The sequence below is a fragment of the Tessaracoccus sp. SD287 genome (assembly GCF_017355265.1).
Taxonomy (GTDB): domain Bacteria; phylum Actinomycetota; class Actinomycetes; order Propionibacteriales; family Propionibacteriaceae; genus Aestuariimicrobium.
This window is the reverse complement of record NZ_JADIJQ010000001.1, coordinates 31998-51001: the sequence shown is the minus strand read 5'-3', so window position 1 is coordinate 51001 and position 19004 is coordinate 31998. Positions and strand designations below refer to the sequence as shown.

Genomic DNA, 19004 nt, shown 5'->3' with positions numbered 1-19004 from the left:
TGGGTTGTGGCACGACCGGACCCCGTCCTGACCGGCGACACCGAGAGGGACGTCGCTGCGCTCGACGCGCCCAGCTACGACACCGACCGGGTGCTCACGATTCCCAACATCCTCTCCTTTGCCCGACTCGTCGGGGTGCCGCTGTTCGTCTGGCTGGTCCTCGCACCCCCCACGTGGCTCCCGGGGGCCGACCTGGTCGCAGTCATCGTGCTCGCCGTCGCCGGCGCGACCGACTGGCTCGACGGCTTCCTCGCCCGGCGCTGGAAGCAGACCTCGCGGGTCGGTCAGATGCTGGACCCGATTGCTGACCGCCTCTACATCCTGGCCATCGTGATCGCCCTGGCGGTTCGCGACCTGGTGCCCTGGTGGCTGCTGGTGGTCCTGGCGCTGCGCGAGATCGTCCTGTTGGCCATGGTGCCGTTGCTGAAGACCAGGGGTTTCACCAGCCTGCCGGTGCACTTCATCGGCAAGGCGGCCACCTTCTGCCTGCTCTACGCCTTCCCCCTGGTGCTGCTCGGCGACGGTGACTCGGGCTGGCACACCGCGGCGCGGGTGGGCGGCTGGGCGTTCGCGCTGTGGGGCGCCGGCCTGTACTGGTGGGCCGGACTCCTCTACGTGCGCCAGACCGCGGCCCTGCTGAGGTCGCATCCGCGAGTCTGACCCCGGCGCGGACGACGCCTACACTGGCCACCATGCCCCTCGAACCGACCCCCGACGCCCCCGGACCCGCGCCGCGGCGTCCGGACCAGAGCATGTCCCTGCTCGGTGAGGTCGTCGAGACCAGCATCGACCCCGGCTACCGGTCGGCCACCGCAACCGGACCCGGGCGCCGCACCCGCGTGCTGCTGCTGGTGACGCTGGTGCTGGCGGGCACACTGCTCGGCATGGCCGTGGTGCAGAACTTCCGCCAGCAGCCCGAGGCCGCACTGGAACGCGCGGCGCTGATCAAGCAGGTGCAGAGCCAGCAGGACGACCAGTCCGACCTGCGTCGGCAGTTGGCCGAGGTGGAGGCCCAGGTGGACGACCTGCAGGCCGAGGCCGTCGGCAAGGACTCGAGCACCGGCACCCAGCTCATCAACCTCGGCGCATTGTCCGGGGCCACCCCCGTCACCGGCCCGGGGCTGGTCGTGGTGGTCGATGATTCCAGTACCCAGACCAGCGACCAGAGCCGCGTCATCGACCAGGACCTGCGCCACCTGGTCAATGGACTCTGGGCCGCCGGGGCCGAGGCCATCGCCATCAACGGCCACCGCCTGAGCGCCCGCACCGCCATCCGTGGCGCGGGCAGCGCCATCACCGTCGACTACACCTCACTGAACAGGCCCTACACCGTCGAGGCCATCGGCGACCCGAACACCCTGCCCGCCCGCTGGGCCGCGACCACCGGGTCGAGCTGGTGGGACTACCTGCGCGAGAACTACGGCATGCGCTACGAGCTGTCGGTGCGCCAGATCCTGAGCCTGCCCGCCGACCCGGGGCTCGGCGTTCAGAAGGCGGGGCCGGTCAAGTGATTGCCATCCTGGGACTGATCGCCGGTGTTGCCCTGGGCCTGGTGCTGGAGCCCACGCTGCCAGCCTTCCTCGCTCCGTACCTGCCCATCATGATCGTCGCCGCCCTGGACGCCCTGTTCGGCGCTGCCCGCGCCTACCTCGAGGGCACCTTCGCCGACAAGGTCTTCGTCGTCTCGTTCTTCAGCAACATCCTGATCGCCGCGCTGATCGTGTGGCTGGGTGACCTGATCGGTGTGGGTGGCCAACTGTCCACCGGCGTCGTGGTGGTGCTCGGCATCCGCATCTTCACCAACGCGGCCGCCATCCGACGGGCGATCCTGCATGCCTGAGAAGACCACACCCACCACCAGGCCCGGCGCCCTGCAGGCCTTTCTGCGGCCCAGCAAGGCCCAGTTCGTGCTGGCCGTCGTGCTGTGCCTGGTCGCCATGGCCACCGTGTGGCAGTTCCGGGCCAACCGGGCCGACGAGAGCTTCTCGTCGCTGCGACGTGACGAACTGGTCGGGCTGCTCGACCAGCTCAATGGCAGCAACAACGACCTGCGTGAGCAGATCGCCGAGCAGGAGGCCGCCAAACGCCAACTGCAGACCGGCGCCGACAACCGGGCCCAGGCCCAGGCGCAGGCACGCAAGCGCGTCCAGGACCTGTCGATCCTGGCCGGCACCGCGCCGGCCGAAGGCCCCGGCATCACCATCACCATCCACGACCAGGACGCCAAGGTGACCCCGCAGTTGCTCCTGGACGGCATCGAGGAGATGCGTGACGCCGGCGCCGAGGTGATGGAACTCAACGGGGTCCGGGTGGTGGCGTCCACCTGGCTGGGCTCCGACCGGGGCACCATCACCGTCAACGGCACCCCGATCACCGCACCGTACGTGCTCAAGGTGATCGGCGACCCGCACAGCCTGGAGGAGGGGGCCCGGTTCCGTGGCGGATTGGTCAGCCGCCTGCAGGCCCCCGAGATCGGGGCCCGGGTGAACATTGCCCAGGCCCCTCGCATTCTGGTCGAGTCGCTCCACAGCCCCCGACCCCCGCAATGGGCCCGACCCGCATGAGACGGCTAGGCTGGGCGCACCGACGGATCGAGGAGTTGGGGTGTCGCGATTTCCTGATGACGTGAAGTACAGCCCGCACCACCTGTGGGTTCGCCTGGGCGACGGTCGTTCGCTGCGGGTGGGCGCCACCGACTACCTGGTCGAGTCCTCCGGCTCGGTGGTCCACGTGAGCCTGCCCACCGTCGGCGCGGACCTGCGGGCCGGGGACGCCTGCGGCGAACTGGTCGGTCCCAGTGGCTCCGAGGCGATCATTGCCCCGGTGACGGGGGTGGTGACAGCCGTCAACCAGACGCTGGCCGACCAGCCGGAATCGGTGCGCCAGGACCCGTACCGCAGCGGTTGGCTGTTCGAGCAGGAACTCGCGGCCGTCGAGCACGGCTCGGTAGGCTTGATGGACGCCGACGGCTACGAAGTTTTCGTGGGTGAGTGACCGCGGAATTGCCACTGCGCGGCGAGTGATCGCCGCGCGGGCCGCAGTTCTGCCTAGGATGGACCAACCGCCACCATGACGTGGCAGGCGCAGCAAGCGCTGAGCACGTCACGACGAGGAAGAGAAGTGATGGTCGACTGCCCAGCTTGTGGTCACGGCAACGCTGCCGGAAGCAATTTCTGCGCCCAGTGCGGTGAGAAGTTGACCAAGGTCAGCGACGCCACCCGGACCATCCCGATCATCGTCGACGACGTCCGCTCCGCGGGGGAGCAGTCCACCGAGGTGCTCGAGGCGGTCCGCGACCTGCCCGTCGGCAACGCCCTGCTGCTGGTCGAGCGTGGCCCCGGCACCGGCGCGAAGTACCTGCTGGACACCGACCAGGCGACCGTCGGGCGTCACCCGAAGTCGGACATCTTCCTGGACGACATCACCGTCTCGCGCCACCACTGCCGTTTCCTGCGCAGCCACGAGGGATTCTCCCTGGAGGACCTCGGCTCGCTGAACGGCACCTACGTCAACAGGGTCCTGGTCGAGAAGCCGTCGCCACTGCGCCAGGGTGATGAGGTGCAGATCGGCAAGTTCCGCATGGTCTTCTGCGTGAGTGAGCAAGGAATGCACTGATGGCCGCGCCGATGCGTAGCATCGGGCAGGTCCTCAGCATCCTCAAGCCCGAGTTCGCCGACATCTCGATCTCGAAGATCCGCTTCCTCGAGAGCGAGGGCCTGTTGTCGCCCGAGCGGGCACCATCGGGCTACCGCAAGTACGCCCAGGTCGACATCGACCGGCTCGCCTACATCCTGCGGGTGCAGCGCGACCACTACCTGCCGCTGAAAGTCATCAAGGAACACCTCGACGTCATGGACGCCGGCGGGGAACCACCCAGCCTCGAACCGACACCGACGCAACCCACCACGGTGCCCGCGGCGACGCCGGAGCACCGACCCGACCCGGGACGCAAGGACCGCACCCCGCTCAAGCCGATCCGGATGTCACGTCGGGAACTGGTCTCGGCCAGCGGCATCTCCGATGCCACCCTGCTCGACTTGGAACGGCTGCAGATCGTCGGCCCCAAGCGCGGCACCAGCTACTACGGACGCGAGGCGCTGACGATCTGCACGGTCGCCAACAAGCTGGCGCCCTACGGCATGGACGTGCGTCACCTGCGGGCCATCAAGCAGTCCGCCGAACGCGAGGCGGGTCTGGTCGAGCAGGCCATCGCCCCGTACGTGAGGCGCCGCACCCATGCCAGCGAAGCCGCCTCGGAGGTCACCCGACTGGTCCTGCACGCCCATGCGGCGATGATGCACACCATGCTGGAACCCTGACCGGCCGACTGCGGGTAGTGTTGGTGCCATGCCGAAGCTGGATGTCATCGGAGTTGTCATGGACTGGGCGGGTCGGGTCCCGACCCTGATCCTGCGCGAGCAGGAGGGGTCCCGCCAGCTCACCATCTGGGTCGGTCACGCCGAGGCGCGCGCCGTCCTGACCGCCATGGAGGGCCAGGTGCCCGTCCGTCCGCTGACCCACGACCTGATGGCTGACCTGTTGACCCAACTGGGCCACACCAGCCTTGAGGGCCGGATCACCGAGGTGCGCGATGGGGTCTTCAATGGTGAGCTCATCGTCGACGGCCATGTCATCACCGCGCGCCCGTCCGACCTGGCCGCCCTGGCGGTCCGTGCCGGCCTGACCCTGACCTGCACCGAGGAGGTGCTGGACGAGGCCGGGATCACCGAGGAGGAGGCCGTCCCCGAGGACGACGTGGAGAAGTTCCGCGAGTTCCTCGACAACGTCAACGCCGACGACTTCGAGGCGTGATGCGGCAAACCCTCAAGATGTAGTTCACCCCCTGTCATTTCCAAAAGTCCTAGCCAGACCCACATTGTGGGGACGGATGACGGGCCACCGCCGGGGTTGGCGGCGTGGCACCCGGCACCAGCGGCGGCTTCGGTTTAGGTTCGTTGATGTTGGTCCAGCACCGAGAAGGAGCCCGCAATGAGCGGAACCGCAGAATCGCAGCGACCCGCGTCGACCGGGCAGGTCGACCTGCAGGGCACGCTGTTCGACGGGGACTTCGCTCCGCTGCCCGAGGACCTCGGGTTCCGCGGGCCGGTGGCCTGCGGTGCGGCGGGCATCACCTACCGACAGCTGGACTACTGGGCCCGCACGGGTCTGGTCGGACCCAGCATCCGCTCGGCCGAGGGCTCCGGTTCACAGCGCCTGTACTCGTTCCGCGACATCCTGATGCTGAAGGTGATCAAGAAGCTGCTCGATGCCGGCATCTCGCTGCAGCAGATCCGCCTGGCCGTCGACCACCTGCGCCAGCGCGGCGTCCAGGACCTGACCCAGGTGACCCTGATGAGCGACGGCGTCTCGGTCTACGAATGCACCTCCAACAACGAGATCATCGACCTGCTCAACGGTGGCCAGGGCATGTTCGCGATCGCCCTGGGCGGAGTGTGGCGCGACCTCGAGGGGTCCTTGGCCCAGTTGCCCACCGAGCGGGCGCAGCCGACCCCGGTTATCGTGTCCGATGACGAACTCAGTCGCCGTCGCCGCAAGAAGTTGGCCTGACACTCGAGGAGCACACCGTGAAGCGAAGGTTGGCAGCGCTCAAGGCACACCCCACCGTCGCGCACCTGCTCAGGGCCAATGTCCGCTTCGGCAACCGCCTGGCGAACCAGTTCGGCGCGGCCATCACCTATTTCTCGGTGCTGGCGCTGGTGCCCATCCTGATGTTCGCCTTCTCGCTGCTGGGCATGACGCTGACGGTGCTGCGGCCCGACTGGATGGACAGCGTCAGCAACCTGCTGGTGGAACGTCTCAGCGGTGATGCGGGCCAGCAGCTCACCGACCTGATCGTCGACTACCTGCGCAACTGGCGCGCCGTGGGCCTGGTGGGTCTGCTGTCCCTGGCCTACGCCGGATCCGGATGGGTGGGCAACCTGCGCGGCGCCCTCAACGCCCAGTGGCGGCCCGAGTTCGAGTACGTCAAGGACAAGCGCAACATCGTCGCCGCCACCCTGCTCAACATGGCCACCCTGCTGCTGTTGCTGCTCGGGGTGTTGGTCACCTTTGCGCTGTCCATGGGCGGCACCGCCCTGAACGCCTGGCTGGTCGGGTTGCTGCGGATCGAGGACTGGCCCGGGGGACAGGTGCTGCTGCGGCTGGCCAGTTACCTGTTGACCGCCGTGGCCGCCTGGCTGCTGTTCATGCTGATCTTCGTGCTGCTGCCCAACGACCACCGGATCAGCAAGGCCAAGATGATCGGGTCGATCATTGGGGCGGTGGCCTTCACGGCGCTGCAGATCGGTGCCGGCGCCCTGATCGGCGTCTTCTCCGGCAACAAGGCCGCGGCACTGTTCGGCCCGGTCATCATCCTAATGTTGTTCATGAACCTGTTCGCGCGGATCATCCTGTTCATCGGCTGCTGGATCGCGACCGACAAGCAGCCGGCGATCGCCTTCCACTACCACGAGGCCGACGAGCCGCTGCGCCACCGCGACGACACCGTCGCCGCCGAGGACCACTGGGCCCAGGCCGATCAGGAACGTGCCGAACAGCGCGCGGACAAGAAGCTGACGTTGACGGCCGACGACATTCCCAGCGTGATGACCACGGCCCGTCCGCACCGCTACCAGCCCTACCGTGCCAAGATCGTCACCCTGGACGACTATCCCCAGCCCGACCCCGACCGGATGGTGTCCGAACCGGTCGCCGCCCGCTCGGTCAGGACCGGCATCCGGGCCGGCTGGGTGGCCGGGACGGCCACCGGACTGGGCGCCGGTGCACTGGCCGTCGCCGCCGTTGGCAGGCTGAAGCGGCTGTGGCGACGGGGACGCTGACCCGGGCTGGCTGAGCCGGTGGCCTGCCCGCGCGTCTAGACCTCCAGCATGCCGACGTGACCGTCGGTGACGTCCTTCTTCCACACCTGGAGCAGCTGGTGGACGCCCTCCAGGGCGCTCAGTCGGCCCGAGGCGATCTGCGACTCCAGGTCGGCGCGGATGGCAGCGACGGCGTTGCTGCGGTGCAGGCTGGAGCGGACCTCCTCCTCAGCCATCGACCACAACCAGTCGACCTGCTGCTGCGCACGCCGCTTGGCGAGTCCGCCGGAGGCCTCGAGATCGTGACGGTGGTCGAGCACGGCCTGCCAGAGTTCGTCGAGGCCCATGCCGGTGTAGGCGCTGCAGGGCCGGACCTGCGGGATCCGACCGTCGTCGGCCGACGAGATGAGCTTCATGGCGATGCGCATCTCGCGGGCCGCGACGCGGGCGTCGCCCTCGCCGTCGCCGTCGGCCTTGTTGATGCCGATCACGTCGACCATTTCCAGGATGCCGCGCTTGATGCCCTGCAACTGGTCGCCGGCCCGGGCCAGGGCCAGCAACAAGAAGGTGTCGACCATGCCGGCCACGGCCACTTCCGACTGCCCGACGCCGACGGTTTCGACGATGATGACGTCGAAGCCGGCACCCTCGAGGATGAGCATCGACTCACGCGTGGCGCGGGCGACGCCGCCCAGGTGGTTGCCGCTGGGGGAGGGACGGATGTAGGCGTTCTCACGGCTGGCCAGTGCACCCATCCGGGTGCGGTCGCCCAGGATGGAGCCGCCGGTGCGAGAACTGGACGGGTCGACGGCCAGCACCCCGACCTTGTGCCCGGCATCGACCAGACGGCTGCCCAGGGCGTCGGTGAACGTCGACTTCCCGGCCCCGGGCACCCCGGAGATGCCCAACCGGACCGCGTGGGTCTCGCGGGTGGCCAGGTGCCTGAGCAGGACGCGGCTGCGTTCGCGGTGGGCGGGCAGCTTCGACTCGACCAGCGTGATGGCTCGGGCGATGTGCGGGCGGGACCCGTCAAGGATCCCGCCCAACAGTTCATCGACCTCGTAGGGATCAGGCACGGGCCTCATCCAGTCGCACCCGCAGCCGCTTCAGCAGGGAGGCTGCGGCGTTGGGGATGACTGTGCCGGGCGGGTAGATGTCGTCGGCACCCTTGGCCCGCAGTTCCGCGAAGTCCTGCTCGGGGATGACGCCGCCGACGACGATCATGATGTCGGGACGTCCCATCCGGTCCAGTTCCTCGCGCAGGGCGGGAACCAGGGTCAGGTGCCCGGCGGCGAGCGACGAGACACCCACGATGTGGACATCGGCCTCGATCGCCTGACGGGCGGCCTCCTCCGGGGTCTGGAACAGGGGGCCCACGTCAACGTCCATGCCGAGGTCGGCATAGGCGGTCGCGATCACCTTCTGGCCGCGGTCGTGACCGTCCTGGCCCATCTTGGCCACCATGATGCGCGGACGACGACCCTCGGTGGCCTCGAACTCCTCCACCAACTGTCGGGCCTCGGCGACGGCGGGGGTATCCCCGGATTCCTTGCTGTACACACCAGAGATGGTACGGATCTGCGCCTGGTAGCGCCCGAACTCCTTCTCCAGCGCGTCGGAAATCTCGCCGATGCTTGCCCGGGCGCGGGCCGCGTCGATGGACAACTTCAACAGGTTGCGTCCGGGGTCGGTGGAATCGCGGTTGGCGGCGGCCCAGGTCAACTTGGCCAGGGCGTCCTCGACGGCCTGCGGGTCGCGCTCGGCGCGCAGCGTGGCCAACTTGGCGATCTGGCCGCGGCGCACCTCGGCGTTGTCAATCTTGAGCACCTCGAGCGGGGCCTCATGGTCGAGCTGGTACTTGTTGACGCCGATCACCGGCTGGCGGCCCGAGTCGATCCGGGCCTGGGTGCGGGCCGCGGCCTCCTCGATGCGCATCTTGGGGATGCCCGCCTCGATGGCTTTGGCCATGCCCCCGGCCTGCTCGACTTCCTGGATGCGTTCCCAGGCCTTGGCCGCCAGGTCGTGGGTCAGACGCTCCACGTAGGCGGACCCGCCCCAGGGGTCCACCACCCGGGTCGTCCCCGATTCCTGCTGCAGGAACAGCTGGGTGTTGCGGGCAATGCGTGCCGAGAACTCGGTGGGCAGCGCGATGGCCTCGTCGAGGGCGTTGGTGTGCAGGGACTGGGTGTGGCCCTGGGTGGCGGCCATCGCCTCGATGTTGGTGCGGGTGACGTTGTTGTACACGTCCTGGGCGGTCAGGGACCAGCCCGAGGTCTGCGAGTGGGTCCGCAAGCTCATCGACTTCGCCTTGGTCGCGCCCGCGTCACGGGTCAGGCGGGCCCACAGCAGACGGCCGGCACGCAGCTTGGCGACCTCCATGAAGAAGTTCATGCCGATCGCCCAGAAGAACGACAGTCGCGGTGCGAACTGGTCGATCTCCAACCCCACCGCCTGGCCGGCCCGCAGGTACTCCACACCGTCGGCCAAGGTGTAGGCCAGCTCGAGGTCGAGCGAGGCGCCAGCCTCCTGCATGTGGTAGCCCGAGATCGAGATCGAGTTGAACTTCGGCATGTTCGCGCTGGTGAAGGCGAAGATGTCGGAGATGATCCGCATCGAGGGCAGCGGCGGGTAGATGTAGGTGTTGCGAACCATGAACTCCTTGAGGATGTCGTTCTGGATCGTGCCGGCGAGCTTCTCGGGCGGGACGCCCTGCTCTTCGGCGGCCACCACGTACATCGCCAGCACCGGCAGCACCGCACCGTTCATGGTCATCGACACCGACATCTGGTCCAACGGAATGCGGTCGAACAATTGGCGCATGTCCAGGATGGAGTCCACTGCCACACCGGCCATGCCGACGTCACCGGTCACCCGCGGGTGGTCGGAGTCGTAGCCCCGGTGGGTGGCCAGGTCGAAGGCGACCGAGAGGCCCTTCTGGCCTGAGGCCAGGTTGCGCCGGTAGAACGCGTTCGACTCCTCGGCGGTCGAGAAACCCGCGTACTGGCGGATCGTCCACGGCTGTGAGGTGTACATGGTGGCGTAGGGGCCGCGCAGGAAGGGCGGGAGTCCGGGACGAGTGTCCAGGAAATCGAGCCCCTGGTAGGCCGACTCGTCGTACTGGGTCGGCACCGGGATCAGTTCCGGGGTCTCCCAGACGGAGGTCTCGCCGGCCAGTGCGGTGAACTGCTCGGCGGCGTCAGCAGGGGGTGTGCTCGCGCCGAGGTCGATGTCGCTGAAGTTGGGGATGCTCATGCTGATGCCTCCACGGTGTCGAGGATCTCGGTCAGGTGGGTGACGACGTCCATGCCGGCGAAGACGAATCCGTCGATCAGGCCCTGGTGGTCCTGGTCACCGAGCTCCTTCGCGGCACCGGCCAGGTAGACCTTGGCAGCGCCGGCGTCCTTCAGTGCCCGAGCCACCGGCAGCGCGTGCTCAGCGTAGACGTTCGTCGAGGAGCACAGCACGGCCACCTTGGCGCCGGAGGCGGTGAAGTCGGCGGCGAAGGCGGCCGGGTCGGTGCCCTCAGTGGTGGGAATGGGCAGGCCGGCGATGAGTTCGACGTTCTCGGCGAAGCCGAGGCGCGCACCGAAGTCACGTCGGGTGCCCAGCGCGGCCAGGAAGACCGCCGGGTGACCGGCCGCCGCGGCCCGGTCACGCAGGCCCTCGAAGATGGCAGCGTCGCGGCGCAGCGGGAACTGCTGGCGCGCGAGCGGCGACCGGGGACGAGGACCGGCCTGGATGGGCAACTCGTCGCGCATCGGGAACATGCTGACACCGGTCAACGGCTGCTGACGGTTGGCCAGACGCTTGGTGCGTTCGGCGTGCGTGGCGGCAATGGCCTCGGCGACCTGACCGCTGGCGAAGGCCTGGCCGAAGCCACCGGAGCCCTCGATCTGCTGCACGCGGGCCCACGCCTTCTGGGCGATCTGCTCGGTCAACGACTCGACGTACCAGGAACCGCCGGCGGGGTCGTTGACGCGGGCGATGTGGGACTCCTCCGCCAACACGACCTGGACGTTGCGGGCCACCCGGCGGCTGAAGTCACTGGGCAGGCCGACGACGGTGTCGAAGGGCAGCGTGGTGACGATGTTCGCCCCACCGACGGCGGCCGAGAAGGTGGCGATGGTGGTGCGCAGGATGTTGACGTAGGGGTCGTCGCGGGTGAGCATGCGCTGCGAGGTGACCGCGTGGGTCAGGGCGCCTCGCTGCTCGGCGGGCACACCGGCGACTTCCCCCACTCGGGCCCAGAGCCGGCGCAACGCCCGCAGGCGGGCGATGGTCACGAACTGGTCGGTGGTGGCCGCCACCCGGAAGGCGATCTGCCCGAAGGCGTCGGCCGCGCTGATGCCAGCAGCCGCCAGGGTGCGCAGGTACTCGATGCCGGTGGCGATGGCGAATGCGGTCTCGTCGACCTCGCCGGCGCCTGCCTCGTGGTAGGCCAGCACGTCCACGGTCATGGCGCGGGCGGCCGGGAACTCGGCCAGGGCCCGGGTGACCCAGTCCGCGGCCGGTGACAGGTCGACGGGCTGGTCGGTGTGCGCCGCCAGGGCGAAGGGATCAATGCCCAGGTTGCCGACGAGTTTGTCCAGCGGACGTCCGCTGTTCTTCCAGACGTCGTACAGGGCCTGGGCGGCAGCCGTCTGGTCGGTGTGGCTGACCACCGAGACCGGGGCCAGGTCGAGGATGACCTCGCTGAGTTCGTCGGCCAGCGCGGTGGCCGCGATGGCGTCGGGGTCCAGGCGCAGCCACAGCGAGGTGGCGCCGCGCTCCACGTCGGCCAGGATCTGCTGCTTGGTGAAGGCCAGGTCGGAGTCCTCGTGGAAGGCTCGGATGTCCCAGCCGACCGGGTCGCCGTCCTTGACGGTGGATCCACGGGTGAACGGGGCCACACCGGCGGCGCCGAGATGTTCGGGGGCGTCCTCACGGGTGTACAGCGGCTCGATGTCCAGGCCGTCGACGGTCGTGGTCCGGAGGCGGGCGAGTGCCTGTTCGGCGCTCAGCTGCTTGCCTTCGGGACGGCCACGATTGAGGACCTTCTGGACCTCGGCCTGCCACTGCTCATCTGTGGGAACCGGGAAATCACCGGCGAGGAGCAGGGAGTCCGCCTCGTCGAAACTCATCGGCGACACCTCTCTGGGTAGCTATTGCCACCGCCGACGTCTCGGTCGAGCGGTGGGACGGGCTCACCGGCATCATTGCTTTCGCTCCGGTGGGGCCCGCTTGTGGGTTGGTCCAAACCTAGTCCACCACGGTGTAACCGGTGGCGCCGGGGTCGCTTTCACACGCCGGGTGGCGCTGGGGCCGTTGGGTAGGCTGGGGCGACGGGCGAAGCGCGTCTGGGGTTGGCGAGGAGCATTCATGGACAGTGTTGATCTGGGACTTCTGGTGATGAGCGTGCTGCTCCTGGCGGTCGCCGCAGGTGCCCATGCGCTCAGCCGATTGTTCAGCAGGGACCAGATCTTCCAGGGCGTGGTGCCCGGCCAGGTGCCCGGGAGGGGCGCCGAAGCGCAGGTCGAGCGGGTCTCGCCCGGACGCGAGTACTCCGGCGAAGTGGCCGTGCAGTTCCAGCCACCGCGGGGGTTGACCCCCGGTCTGGTCGGCACCGTCGTCGACGGCGTGGCCGACATGCACGACGTCACCGCCACCATCGTCGATCTGGCCGTGCGCGACTACGTCAGGATCTCGGCCCTCGACGGGCCGCCGGCCGACGAACTGCCCGGGGCACGCCGCCGGACCAAGCAGGCCAAGCCCAAGGACTGGGAGATCACCCTGCTGAGGGCACCCGGCAGCCGTCCCGGCGAGACCCGCCTGCATGCCTTCGAGGCGCGCCTGCTCGAGGAGTTGTTCCGCCACGGTGACAAGGTGCGGATGTCGGACCTGGGCAGCCGGTTCGCCGGCACCATGCGCGCCACCCAGCAGGACCTGTACGACGCGGTGCAGGCGATGGGGTGGTACCGCAAGCACCCGCGGGAAGGGGGCGGCTGCCTGGGTGTGCTGCTGATGACCGCCAGCGTCCTGCTGGCCGTCTTCTTCGTGGCCGCCGGTGGTCTGTCGGTGGTCTCGATCATTTCCGGCGCCATCGTGGTGGGTGCCGGCTGGCTGTTCAAGCGTGCCGCCAAACGACGGACGCCGCGCACCGCGTTGGGCACCGCCGCCTACATCCAGACGCTGGGGTTCAAGAAGTACCTGACCACCGCCGAGGCCGACCAGATCAAGTTCGAGGAGGCGGCCGAGATCTTCAGCCGCTACCTGCCCTACGCCATCGTCTTCGGTGTCGCCGACCACTGGGCCAAGATCTTCGGTGAGGTCGCCGCCCGCGCCCGCCTCGAGGGCTACGACGTGCCGATGGCCCTGGACTGGTTCGACGGCCTGTACATGGGCATGGTCGTCGCCGACTTGCTGGACGGGGTCGGCGGTGGGATCGGGATGCTGGACATCCTGGGTGAACTCGACGTGATGGACGCCCTGGGTGGGGCCGTCGAGGGATTCTCGGGCATTGCCGAAGGCGTCGGGGACTTCATCGGCGGCATTGACTTCGATTTCTGAGCATCGGCCGACCACCTCACTCGGTGGCCGCCCGGCGGGGGGCTGCGTCGGCGGCCAGGGCGGCCTGCGCCCGGGCCACGTCGGCGCCGGCGACGGTGGTGAGTCCACCATTGCTGGCGTGCGCGCGGCGCTCCAGGCGGCCGATGACCAGGTCGTAGAGCACCGGCACCAGCAGCAGGGTCAGCACCGTGGAGGACAGCAGCCCACCGATCACGACGATGGCCAGCGGCTTGGAGATGAACACGCCACCGCCGCTGAGACCCAGGGCCATGGGTGTCAGTGCCCCGATGGTGGCCAGGGCGGTCATCAGGATCGGACGCAGCCGGCGACGGGCACCCTCGATCAGCGCCACCTCGGCGCTCATGCCCTCGCGCCGGTAGTGGTTGACCAGGTCGATCAGCACGATCGCGTTGGTCACCACGATGCCGATCAGCATCAGCAGCCCGATCAGTGAGGGGATGCCGAGCGGTGTGTCGGTGACCAGCAGGCCCAGCAGCGCCCCGGTGGCGGCGAAGGGAATCGACACCGCCAGGATCAGTGGCTGGACCAACGACTTGAAGGTGGCCACCATCACCACGTAGACGATGGCGATGGCGGCCAGCAGTGCCAGTCCCAACTGGCGGAAGGCGTCCTGCTGTTCGGCGGCGACGCCACCGACCTCGGTGCTGGCCCCCTCGGGCAGGGTCACGGCCGCCAGCGCGTCGTTCACCTCGTTGGTCGCCAGGGACAGGTCGTCGCCGGTGGGGGTGACGGTCACGGTGACGCTGCGTTCACCGTTGGAGTGCTGGATCGAGGTGGCGACGCTGGTGCGGGTCACCGTGGCGACCTGGGACAGGGGGACCGGCCCGGCGGCGGTCATGATCGGCATCTGCTGGAGTTCGGCCAGGCCGACCGGTGCTGTCGCGGTCTGCAGCGTGAGGTCGATGGGGCTGCCGGTGGAGTCCACCTGGCCGACCGTTGCCGGTGCCAGGGCACCTCGCAGCAATTGGGAGACCACCGCATCGGTCAGACCCGCGTTGGCCGCGGCGGGCTGCTTCAGCACCACGCTGATCTGGGGACGGTCAGCGGCCAGCGAGGACTTCACGTCACTGACGTGCTGCAGCCGGTTCAGCTGCCCGGTGACCGCCTCCGAGGCCTGCTGTAGCCGGGTCGTGTCGGGTGCGGTGATGATGACGTTGATGGTGTTGGTGCCGGCGGCGGCAGCAGCCGAGACCAGCAGGGTCTCGCCCTGGATGCCGTCGAGCACCCCGCGGACGGTTCGCTGCAGGTCTGCCTGGTCGACCTCAGGATCGGTGGTCAGCGTGTAGCTGGCCTGGTCGTCGCCCGCGCCGAAGAAGATGTTGCCGCCGTTGCCGACGGTCAACTGGACGCTGCGGACACCGGGTACGTTGCGCAGGGCCTGCTCGACGGGCTGGGTGCGGCGGTCCTTCTCGGCCAGGGACAGGGCCGGCTCGAACTGCTGGGTGACGCTCAACGTGTTCTGGCCGGTGTCCCCCAGGAAGTTGGTCTTCAGCTGGGTGCTCAGCGCCGCGGTGCCGCCCAGCAGCAGCACCGCCGCCACCAGCACGATCACCGGATGCTTCAGGCCCCAGGTGATGGTCGGCACGTAGGCGCGTTGCATCCAGTCCCGGTGTTCGCGGGGCTCGGCGCCGGTCGGCGACTTCAGGAACCAGTAGGCCAGCACCGGCACGATGGTGAGGCTGACCACCAGGGAGGCCATCAGCGCCAGCGTCACGGTGAGCGCGAAGGGACGGAACAGTTCCCCGGTCTGGCCACCGACCAGCGCGATCGGGAGGAACACGGCCACCGTGGTGATGGTGGCCGCCGTGATGGCGGTGGCCACCTCGCGCACCGCCACCAGGATCGCCTGCAGTTTCGGGGTGCCGGCCGACAGGTGCCGGTTGATGTTCTCGATCACCACGATGGAGTCGTCGACGACGCGTCCGATCGAGATGGTGATGGCACCCAGGGTGAGGATGTTCAGCGAGTAGTCCAACGCGTTCATGCCGATCAGGGTCACCAGCAGCGAGACCGGAATGGAGACCGCCGTCACCAGCGTGGAGCGAACCGACAGCAGGAACACCAGGATCACGACGATGGCGGCCACCAGACCCAGACCGCCCTCGGTGAGCAGGTCGTCGATGGACTGGGTGATGAACGGGGCCTGGTCGAAGACGGTGGTGAACTGGGTGCCCTCACCGATCTGGGCGGCGATCTCGGGCAGCAGCGCCATCACCTGCTCGGAGACCCCGACGGTGTTCGCGTCGGGAATCTTGGTGATCGACAGGGTGAGGCTGGACAGGCCGTCGGTGCGCGAGATCGAGGTGGACGGCTTGTCGGTCAACTCGACGGTGGCGACGCTGCCCAGGGTGACCGGTGGTCCGCCGGGAGTGGTCGGCGGGATCTGGACGGCGGAGACGTCCTCGACCGAGGCGTAGCGCTTCCCGACGGTGACGCTCACCGTCAGCGACCCCTCGTCGAGCTGACCGCCGGAGTTCAGCTGGCCGCTGCCGCCGATGGCCTGCAGCACCTGGACGCTGGTGAGGCGGGCGGAGGCCATCCTGGCCGCGTCCAGCCTCACCAGCACCTGTCGTTCGGGGGCGCCGATCACCTCGACCTGGCGTACCCCCTCGACCTTGGTCAGGCGGGGCGCTGCCACGTCGGTGAGTCGGGCCGCGAGTTCCTGCGGGCTGGCGTCGGAGGTGACCGAGAGCACCACCACCGGGATGGAGTCGAAGCCCCCGGTGATGACCTGGGTGTCGACGCCCTCGGGCAGGAACGACCGGATCCTGGAAATGGCCGCCTGGATCTCCTGCTGAACGCTGGCCATGTTGGAGCCGTACTGCATGGTCACCGTGATCACCGCGGAGCCGGCCGTGGAGGTGGACTCCGAGGACTCCACCCCCTGCAGCGACAGCACCGCCTGTTCCAGCGGAACGGTGACCTTCTCCTCCACCACCTGCGGTCCGGCCCCCGGGTAGCTCGCCACCACGATCGCCTGTGGGAAGGTGATGGAGGGGACGAGCTCCTGCTTCAGCTGGCCGGAGGTGATCACCCCGAAGACCATCACGAAGACCGTGATCAGCGCGATCAGGGCGCGGTTTGCCAGGCTGAGATTCGCCAACGTGTGCACAGGAGTCTCCGTGGTGGTCGGGCTGGGGGCGTGCACAGACTACGGCGCGGGCCGGACCCCGCGCCGAATCCGACCAGCGCTGTGCATCAATGCGTGACGGTGACCTTGGTGGGCGCCGGCTGGCCAATCGCGGCCAGGGTCTGCTGGTACCAGTCGGTGTCCAGGTCGAACGCCTTGCCACCGGCGATCCGGTCGAAGGCAATGTTGGTCAGCACGTCACCGTTCTGCTCGTCGTGGCCGATGACGCCGGCGCGGCCGTCCAGGGCGCATTCGACGGCCAGGTCGGTGCACTGCTTGATCAGGTCCAGGTCGTCGGAGTTGGCGGCAGCCGAACGGCTGAAGTAGCCCGACTTCTGCACCATCACCTTCTCGGCGCCGAGCAGGGCGGCGAACTTCTCACCGAACCACTGGCCGGGGTTGATCTTGTCGAGCTTCACGTGCCCGAACGGGTCCCGCGGAATCTCCTCACCGGCCTTCTCCATCTCGGCCAGGATGGAGTCCAGCCCGGCGCCCTCGGACAGGAAGATGGTGACGTTGCCGACCCGGTCCATCACCTCGGTGAGGCGTTCGGCCTCGGACTGCAGGTCGATGTGGCCCTCGGGCAGGTAGACGGCGTGGACGTCCCAGGCCTCCTTGGACAGGCCGATCTCGGGCAGCCACTGCTGGGCCTCGACCCATTCGCGGTACTTGGCGGCGGTGGCGGCGGTCAACCAGCCGCAGTTGCGGCCCATCACCTCGTGGATGATCAGCATCCGTGAACCCGAGTTGTGCTCGCCGATGATGTTCTGGGCGAAGACCGAGCCCTGCTCGGCGGCGGTCCAGGCGCCCAACGACTGGCGGATCGGGATCACGTCGTTGTCGATGGTCTTGGGCAGGCCGACCACGGTCAGGCCGTAGTCGTGCTTGGCCAGGTAGGCGGCGAGGTCGGCGGCGGTGGTGTTGGTGTCGTCGCCACCAATGGTGTGCAGCACGTCGACGCCGTCGGCGACCAGACGGTCAGCGGCGACCTTGAGCGGGTCCTCGCCCTCGGCGACCAGTCCACGCTTGACCAGGTCCTTGGCGTTGGTCAGCTTCACCCGCGAGTTGCCGATGGGGGAGCCACCGAAGCGGTGCAGCAGGGCGGCGTCCTCGCGCACCTGCGGGGTGACGGTGAAGTAGTCGCCGCGCAGCAGGCCCTGGTAGCCGTGCTTGTAGGCAATGATCTCGGTGTCCGGGGACAACTCGGTGTAGCGCTGGATCAGCCCACCAACAGCCGAGGAGAGGCACGGGGCGAAGCCGCCGGCGGTGAGCAGGGCAACCTTGGAGACCATGGTGCAGCCTTTCGTTCGTAACAGATCGGTTCGCGCCAAGCCTAGGGCACGACATTCTCTGTGCCTGTGGACAACCCCAAAACGGTCCGGGGTTCGGCAAGACTGGGGTGGTGCCCACCGACCAGCACCCAGTCCGCGGCGACCGCGGCGCCAGCGTCACCGCCCTGTTCGCGGCGGTGATGGTGGTGCTGCTGCTGGCCGTCGGGCTGGTCGTCGACGGCGGGGCGCAGTCGACGGCCAGGGCCCGCGCCGAGGCGGTGGCCGCCGAGGCCGCCCGCGCCGGTGCCACCGCCCACGCCAGTTCCTCGGTGCAGGGTGGCACCCCGGGCGCGGACGCTCGGGCCGCCGCGCAGCGGGTGCTGGACGCCCGCGCCATGCCGGGGACGATCACCGTGGCGGGCGGACGGATCACGGTCTCGACCCGGACCAGCACCCCGACCACCTTCTTGTCGTTGGTCGGCATCAACCGTCTGGACGCCGCCGGCAGCGCGTCGGCCGAACTCGTCGATTCCTGAGGCGTGCCCCGACCCGGCGCACTAGAGTCACGCCATGGCCCGCTATCTCGACGTCCACCCGGACAACCCGCAACCGCGCGCGCTGCAGCAGTGCGTCGACGTCCTCACCGGCGGCGGCCTGGTCGCCTATCCCACCGACTCGGGCTTCGCCCTGGGCTGCATCCTCAACAACAAGGAAGGACTCGAGCGCATCCGCGAGATCCGCAACCTTGACCAACACCACCACTTCACCCTGATGATCAGCGAGTTCGCGCAGGTGGGCCCCTGGGTCGACATGGACAACTGGGTCTTCCGGGCGCTGAAGGCGAACACGCCGGGCAGCTACACCTTCATCGTCAAGGCCTCCCGCGAGGTGCCGAAGCTGATGCAGCACGACAAGAAGAAGTCGGTGGGACTGCGGGTCCCGACCCACACCACCACCCTGGCGTTGCTCGACGCCCTGGGCGAGCCGCTGGTCACCTCGACGCTGATCCTGCCTGGCCAGACCGAGCCGATGACCGATGGCTGGCAGGTCAAGGAGGCACTCGACCACCAGGTCGACCTGGTGCTCGACTCGGGTGACTGCGGGCTGGTCGCGACCACCGTGGTCGACCTGACCGGTGACCAGGCGGAGGTCAGGCGGGTCGGTGGGGGTGACACCGGACCGTTTGAGGAGTGAGCACGGCCACCCCCTAGCATGGGC

At 68.7% G+C, this 19004-nt stretch carries 18 protein-coding genes; 13 read left to right on the top strand and 5 right to left on the bottom strand.

Annotated elements, in window-relative coordinates:
* Nucleotides 1–6: 6 nt before the first annotated feature.
* The 10 genes from IPV09_RS00240 to IPV09_RS00195 all read left to right on the top strand — a co-directional run bounded on the left by IPV09_RS00240 (nt 7) and on the right by IPV09_RS00195 (nt 6839).
* Nucleotides 7–660, top strand: a complete 654-nt coding sequence (locus tag IPV09_RS00240) for a CDP-alcohol phosphatidyltransferase family protein (protein ID WP_207472849.1) — start codon at nt 7–9, stop codon at nt 658–660.
* A gap of 32 nt (nt 661–692) precedes the next feature.
* Complete coding sequence (locus IPV09_RS00235) at nt 693–1511, top strand: DUF881 domain-containing protein (protein ID WP_207472847.1); 819 nt, start codon at nt 693–695, stop codon at nt 1509–1511.
* On the top strand, nt 1508–1840 hold the full coding sequence (locus IPV09_RS00230) for a small basic family protein (protein WP_207472845.1): 333 nt from the start codon (nt 1508–1510) through the stop codon (nt 1838–1840). The genes IPV09_RS00235 and IPV09_RS00230 overlap by 4 nt, the downstream gene beginning before the upstream one ends.
* Nucleotides 1833–2564: a DUF881 domain-containing protein gene (locus tag IPV09_RS00225; protein WP_207472843.1), complete on the top strand. Its 732-nt coding sequence runs from the start codon at nt 1833–1835 to the stop codon at nt 2562–2564. Before IPV09_RS00230 ends, IPV09_RS00225 begins: the two co-directional genes overlap by 8 nt.
* A 40-nt stretch (nt 2565–2604) precedes the next feature.
* Nucleotides 2605–2994, top strand: a complete 390-nt coding sequence (locus IPV09_RS00220) for a glycine cleavage system protein H (protein ID WP_207472841.1) — start codon at nt 2605–2607, stop codon at nt 2992–2994.
* 129 nt (nt 2995–3123) lie between these two features.
* On the top strand, nt 3124–3615 hold the full coding sequence (locus tag IPV09_RS00215; RefSeq protein WP_207473021.1) for an FHA domain-containing protein: 492 nt from the start codon (nt 3124–3126) through the stop codon (nt 3613–3615).
* Complete coding sequence (locus IPV09_RS00210) at nt 3615–4319, top strand: MerR family transcriptional regulator (RefSeq protein ID WP_207472839.1); 705 nt, start codon at nt 3615–3617, stop codon at nt 4317–4319. Before IPV09_RS00215 ends, IPV09_RS00210 begins: the two co-directional genes overlap by 1 nt.
* Nucleotides 4320–4347: 28 nt before the next feature.
* Nucleotides 4348–4812, top strand: a complete 465-nt coding sequence (locus IPV09_RS00205; RefSeq protein ID WP_207472838.1) for a bifunctional nuclease family protein — start codon at nt 4348–4350, stop codon at nt 4810–4812.
* Nucleotides 4813–4989: 177 nt separating this feature from the next.
* The gene (locus IPV09_RS00200; protein ID WP_207472837.1) at nt 4990–5568 is read left to right on the top strand and encodes a MerR family transcriptional regulator; all 579 of its coding nucleotides are present in this window, start codon (nt 4990–4992) and stop codon (nt 5566–5568) included.
* Nucleotides 5569–5585: 17 nt separating this feature from the next.
* Nucleotides 5586–6839, top strand: a complete 1254-nt coding sequence (locus IPV09_RS00195; RefSeq protein ID WP_207472836.1) for a YhjD/YihY/BrkB family envelope integrity protein — start codon at nt 5586–5588, stop codon at nt 6837–6839.
* A gap of 35 nt (nt 6840–6874) precedes the next feature.
* On the opposite strand, the gene meaB is transcribed toward IPV09_RS00195, so the two are convergent.
* The 3 genes from meaB to mutA are packed head-to-tail and all read right to left on the bottom strand — an operon-like array spanning nt 6875 to nt 11938.
* On the bottom strand, nt 6875–7894 hold the full coding sequence (meaB, locus tag IPV09_RS00190) for a methylmalonyl Co-A mutase-associated GTPase MeaB (RefSeq protein WP_370590148.1): 1020 nt from the start codon (nt 7892–7894) through the stop codon (nt 6875–6877).
* Nucleotides 7887–10070, bottom strand: a complete 2184-nt coding sequence (gene scpA, locus IPV09_RS00185; protein ID WP_207472834.1) for a methylmalonyl-CoA mutase — start codon at nt 10068–10070, stop codon at nt 7887–7889. The genes meaB and scpA overlap by 8 nt, the downstream gene beginning before the upstream one ends.
* Nucleotides 10067–11938, bottom strand: coding sequence for a methylmalonyl-CoA mutase small subunit (gene mutA, locus IPV09_RS00180; protein ID WP_207472833.1), 1872 nt, complete (start codon nt 11936–11938; stop codon nt 10067–10069). Before mutA ends, scpA begins: the two co-directional genes overlap by 4 nt.
* A 238-nt stretch (nt 11939–12176) precedes the next feature.
* On the opposite strand from mutA, the gene IPV09_RS00175 reads away from it, so the two are divergent.
* Entirely contained in the window at nt 12177–13364 is a 1188-nt protein-coding gene (locus tag IPV09_RS00175) for a DUF2207 domain-containing protein (RefSeq protein WP_207472830.1), read from the top strand.
* 16 nt (nt 13365–13380) lie between these two features.
* On the opposite strand, the gene IPV09_RS00170 is transcribed toward IPV09_RS00175, so the two are convergent.
* Both IPV09_RS00170 and IPV09_RS00165 read right to left on the bottom strand, forming a co-directional pair.
* Nucleotides 13381–16497, bottom strand: coding sequence for an efflux RND transporter permease subunit (locus IPV09_RS00170; RefSeq protein WP_207472829.1), 3117 nt, complete (start codon nt 16495–16497; stop codon nt 13381–13383).
* Between the two features lie 86 nt (nt 16498–16583).
* Nucleotides 16584–17807 carry a pyrophosphate--fructose-6-phosphate 1-phosphotransferase gene (locus IPV09_RS00165; protein ID WP_207472828.1) on the bottom strand — a complete coding sequence of 408 codons (1224 nt, stop codon included), beginning with the start codon at nt 17805–17807 and terminating at the stop codon, nt 16584–16586.
* 110 nt (nt 17808–17917) lie between these two features.
* Here IPV09_RS00165 and IPV09_RS00160 point away from each other — a divergent pair, with 110 nt between their 5' ends.
* Both IPV09_RS00160 and IPV09_RS00155 read left to right on the top strand, forming a co-directional pair.
* Nucleotides 17918–18322 (top strand): pilus assembly protein TadG-related protein, encoded by a 405-nt coding sequence (locus IPV09_RS00160; RefSeq protein ID WP_207472827.1) that lies wholly within the window; start codon nt 17918–17920, stop codon nt 18320–18322.
* Between the two features lie 34 nt (nt 18323–18356).
* Complete coding sequence (locus IPV09_RS00155; RefSeq protein ID WP_207472826.1) at nt 18357–18980, top strand: L-threonylcarbamoyladenylate synthase; 624 nt, start codon at nt 18357–18359, stop codon at nt 18978–18980.
* The last annotated feature ends 24 nt before the right edge of the window (nt 18981–19004 follow it).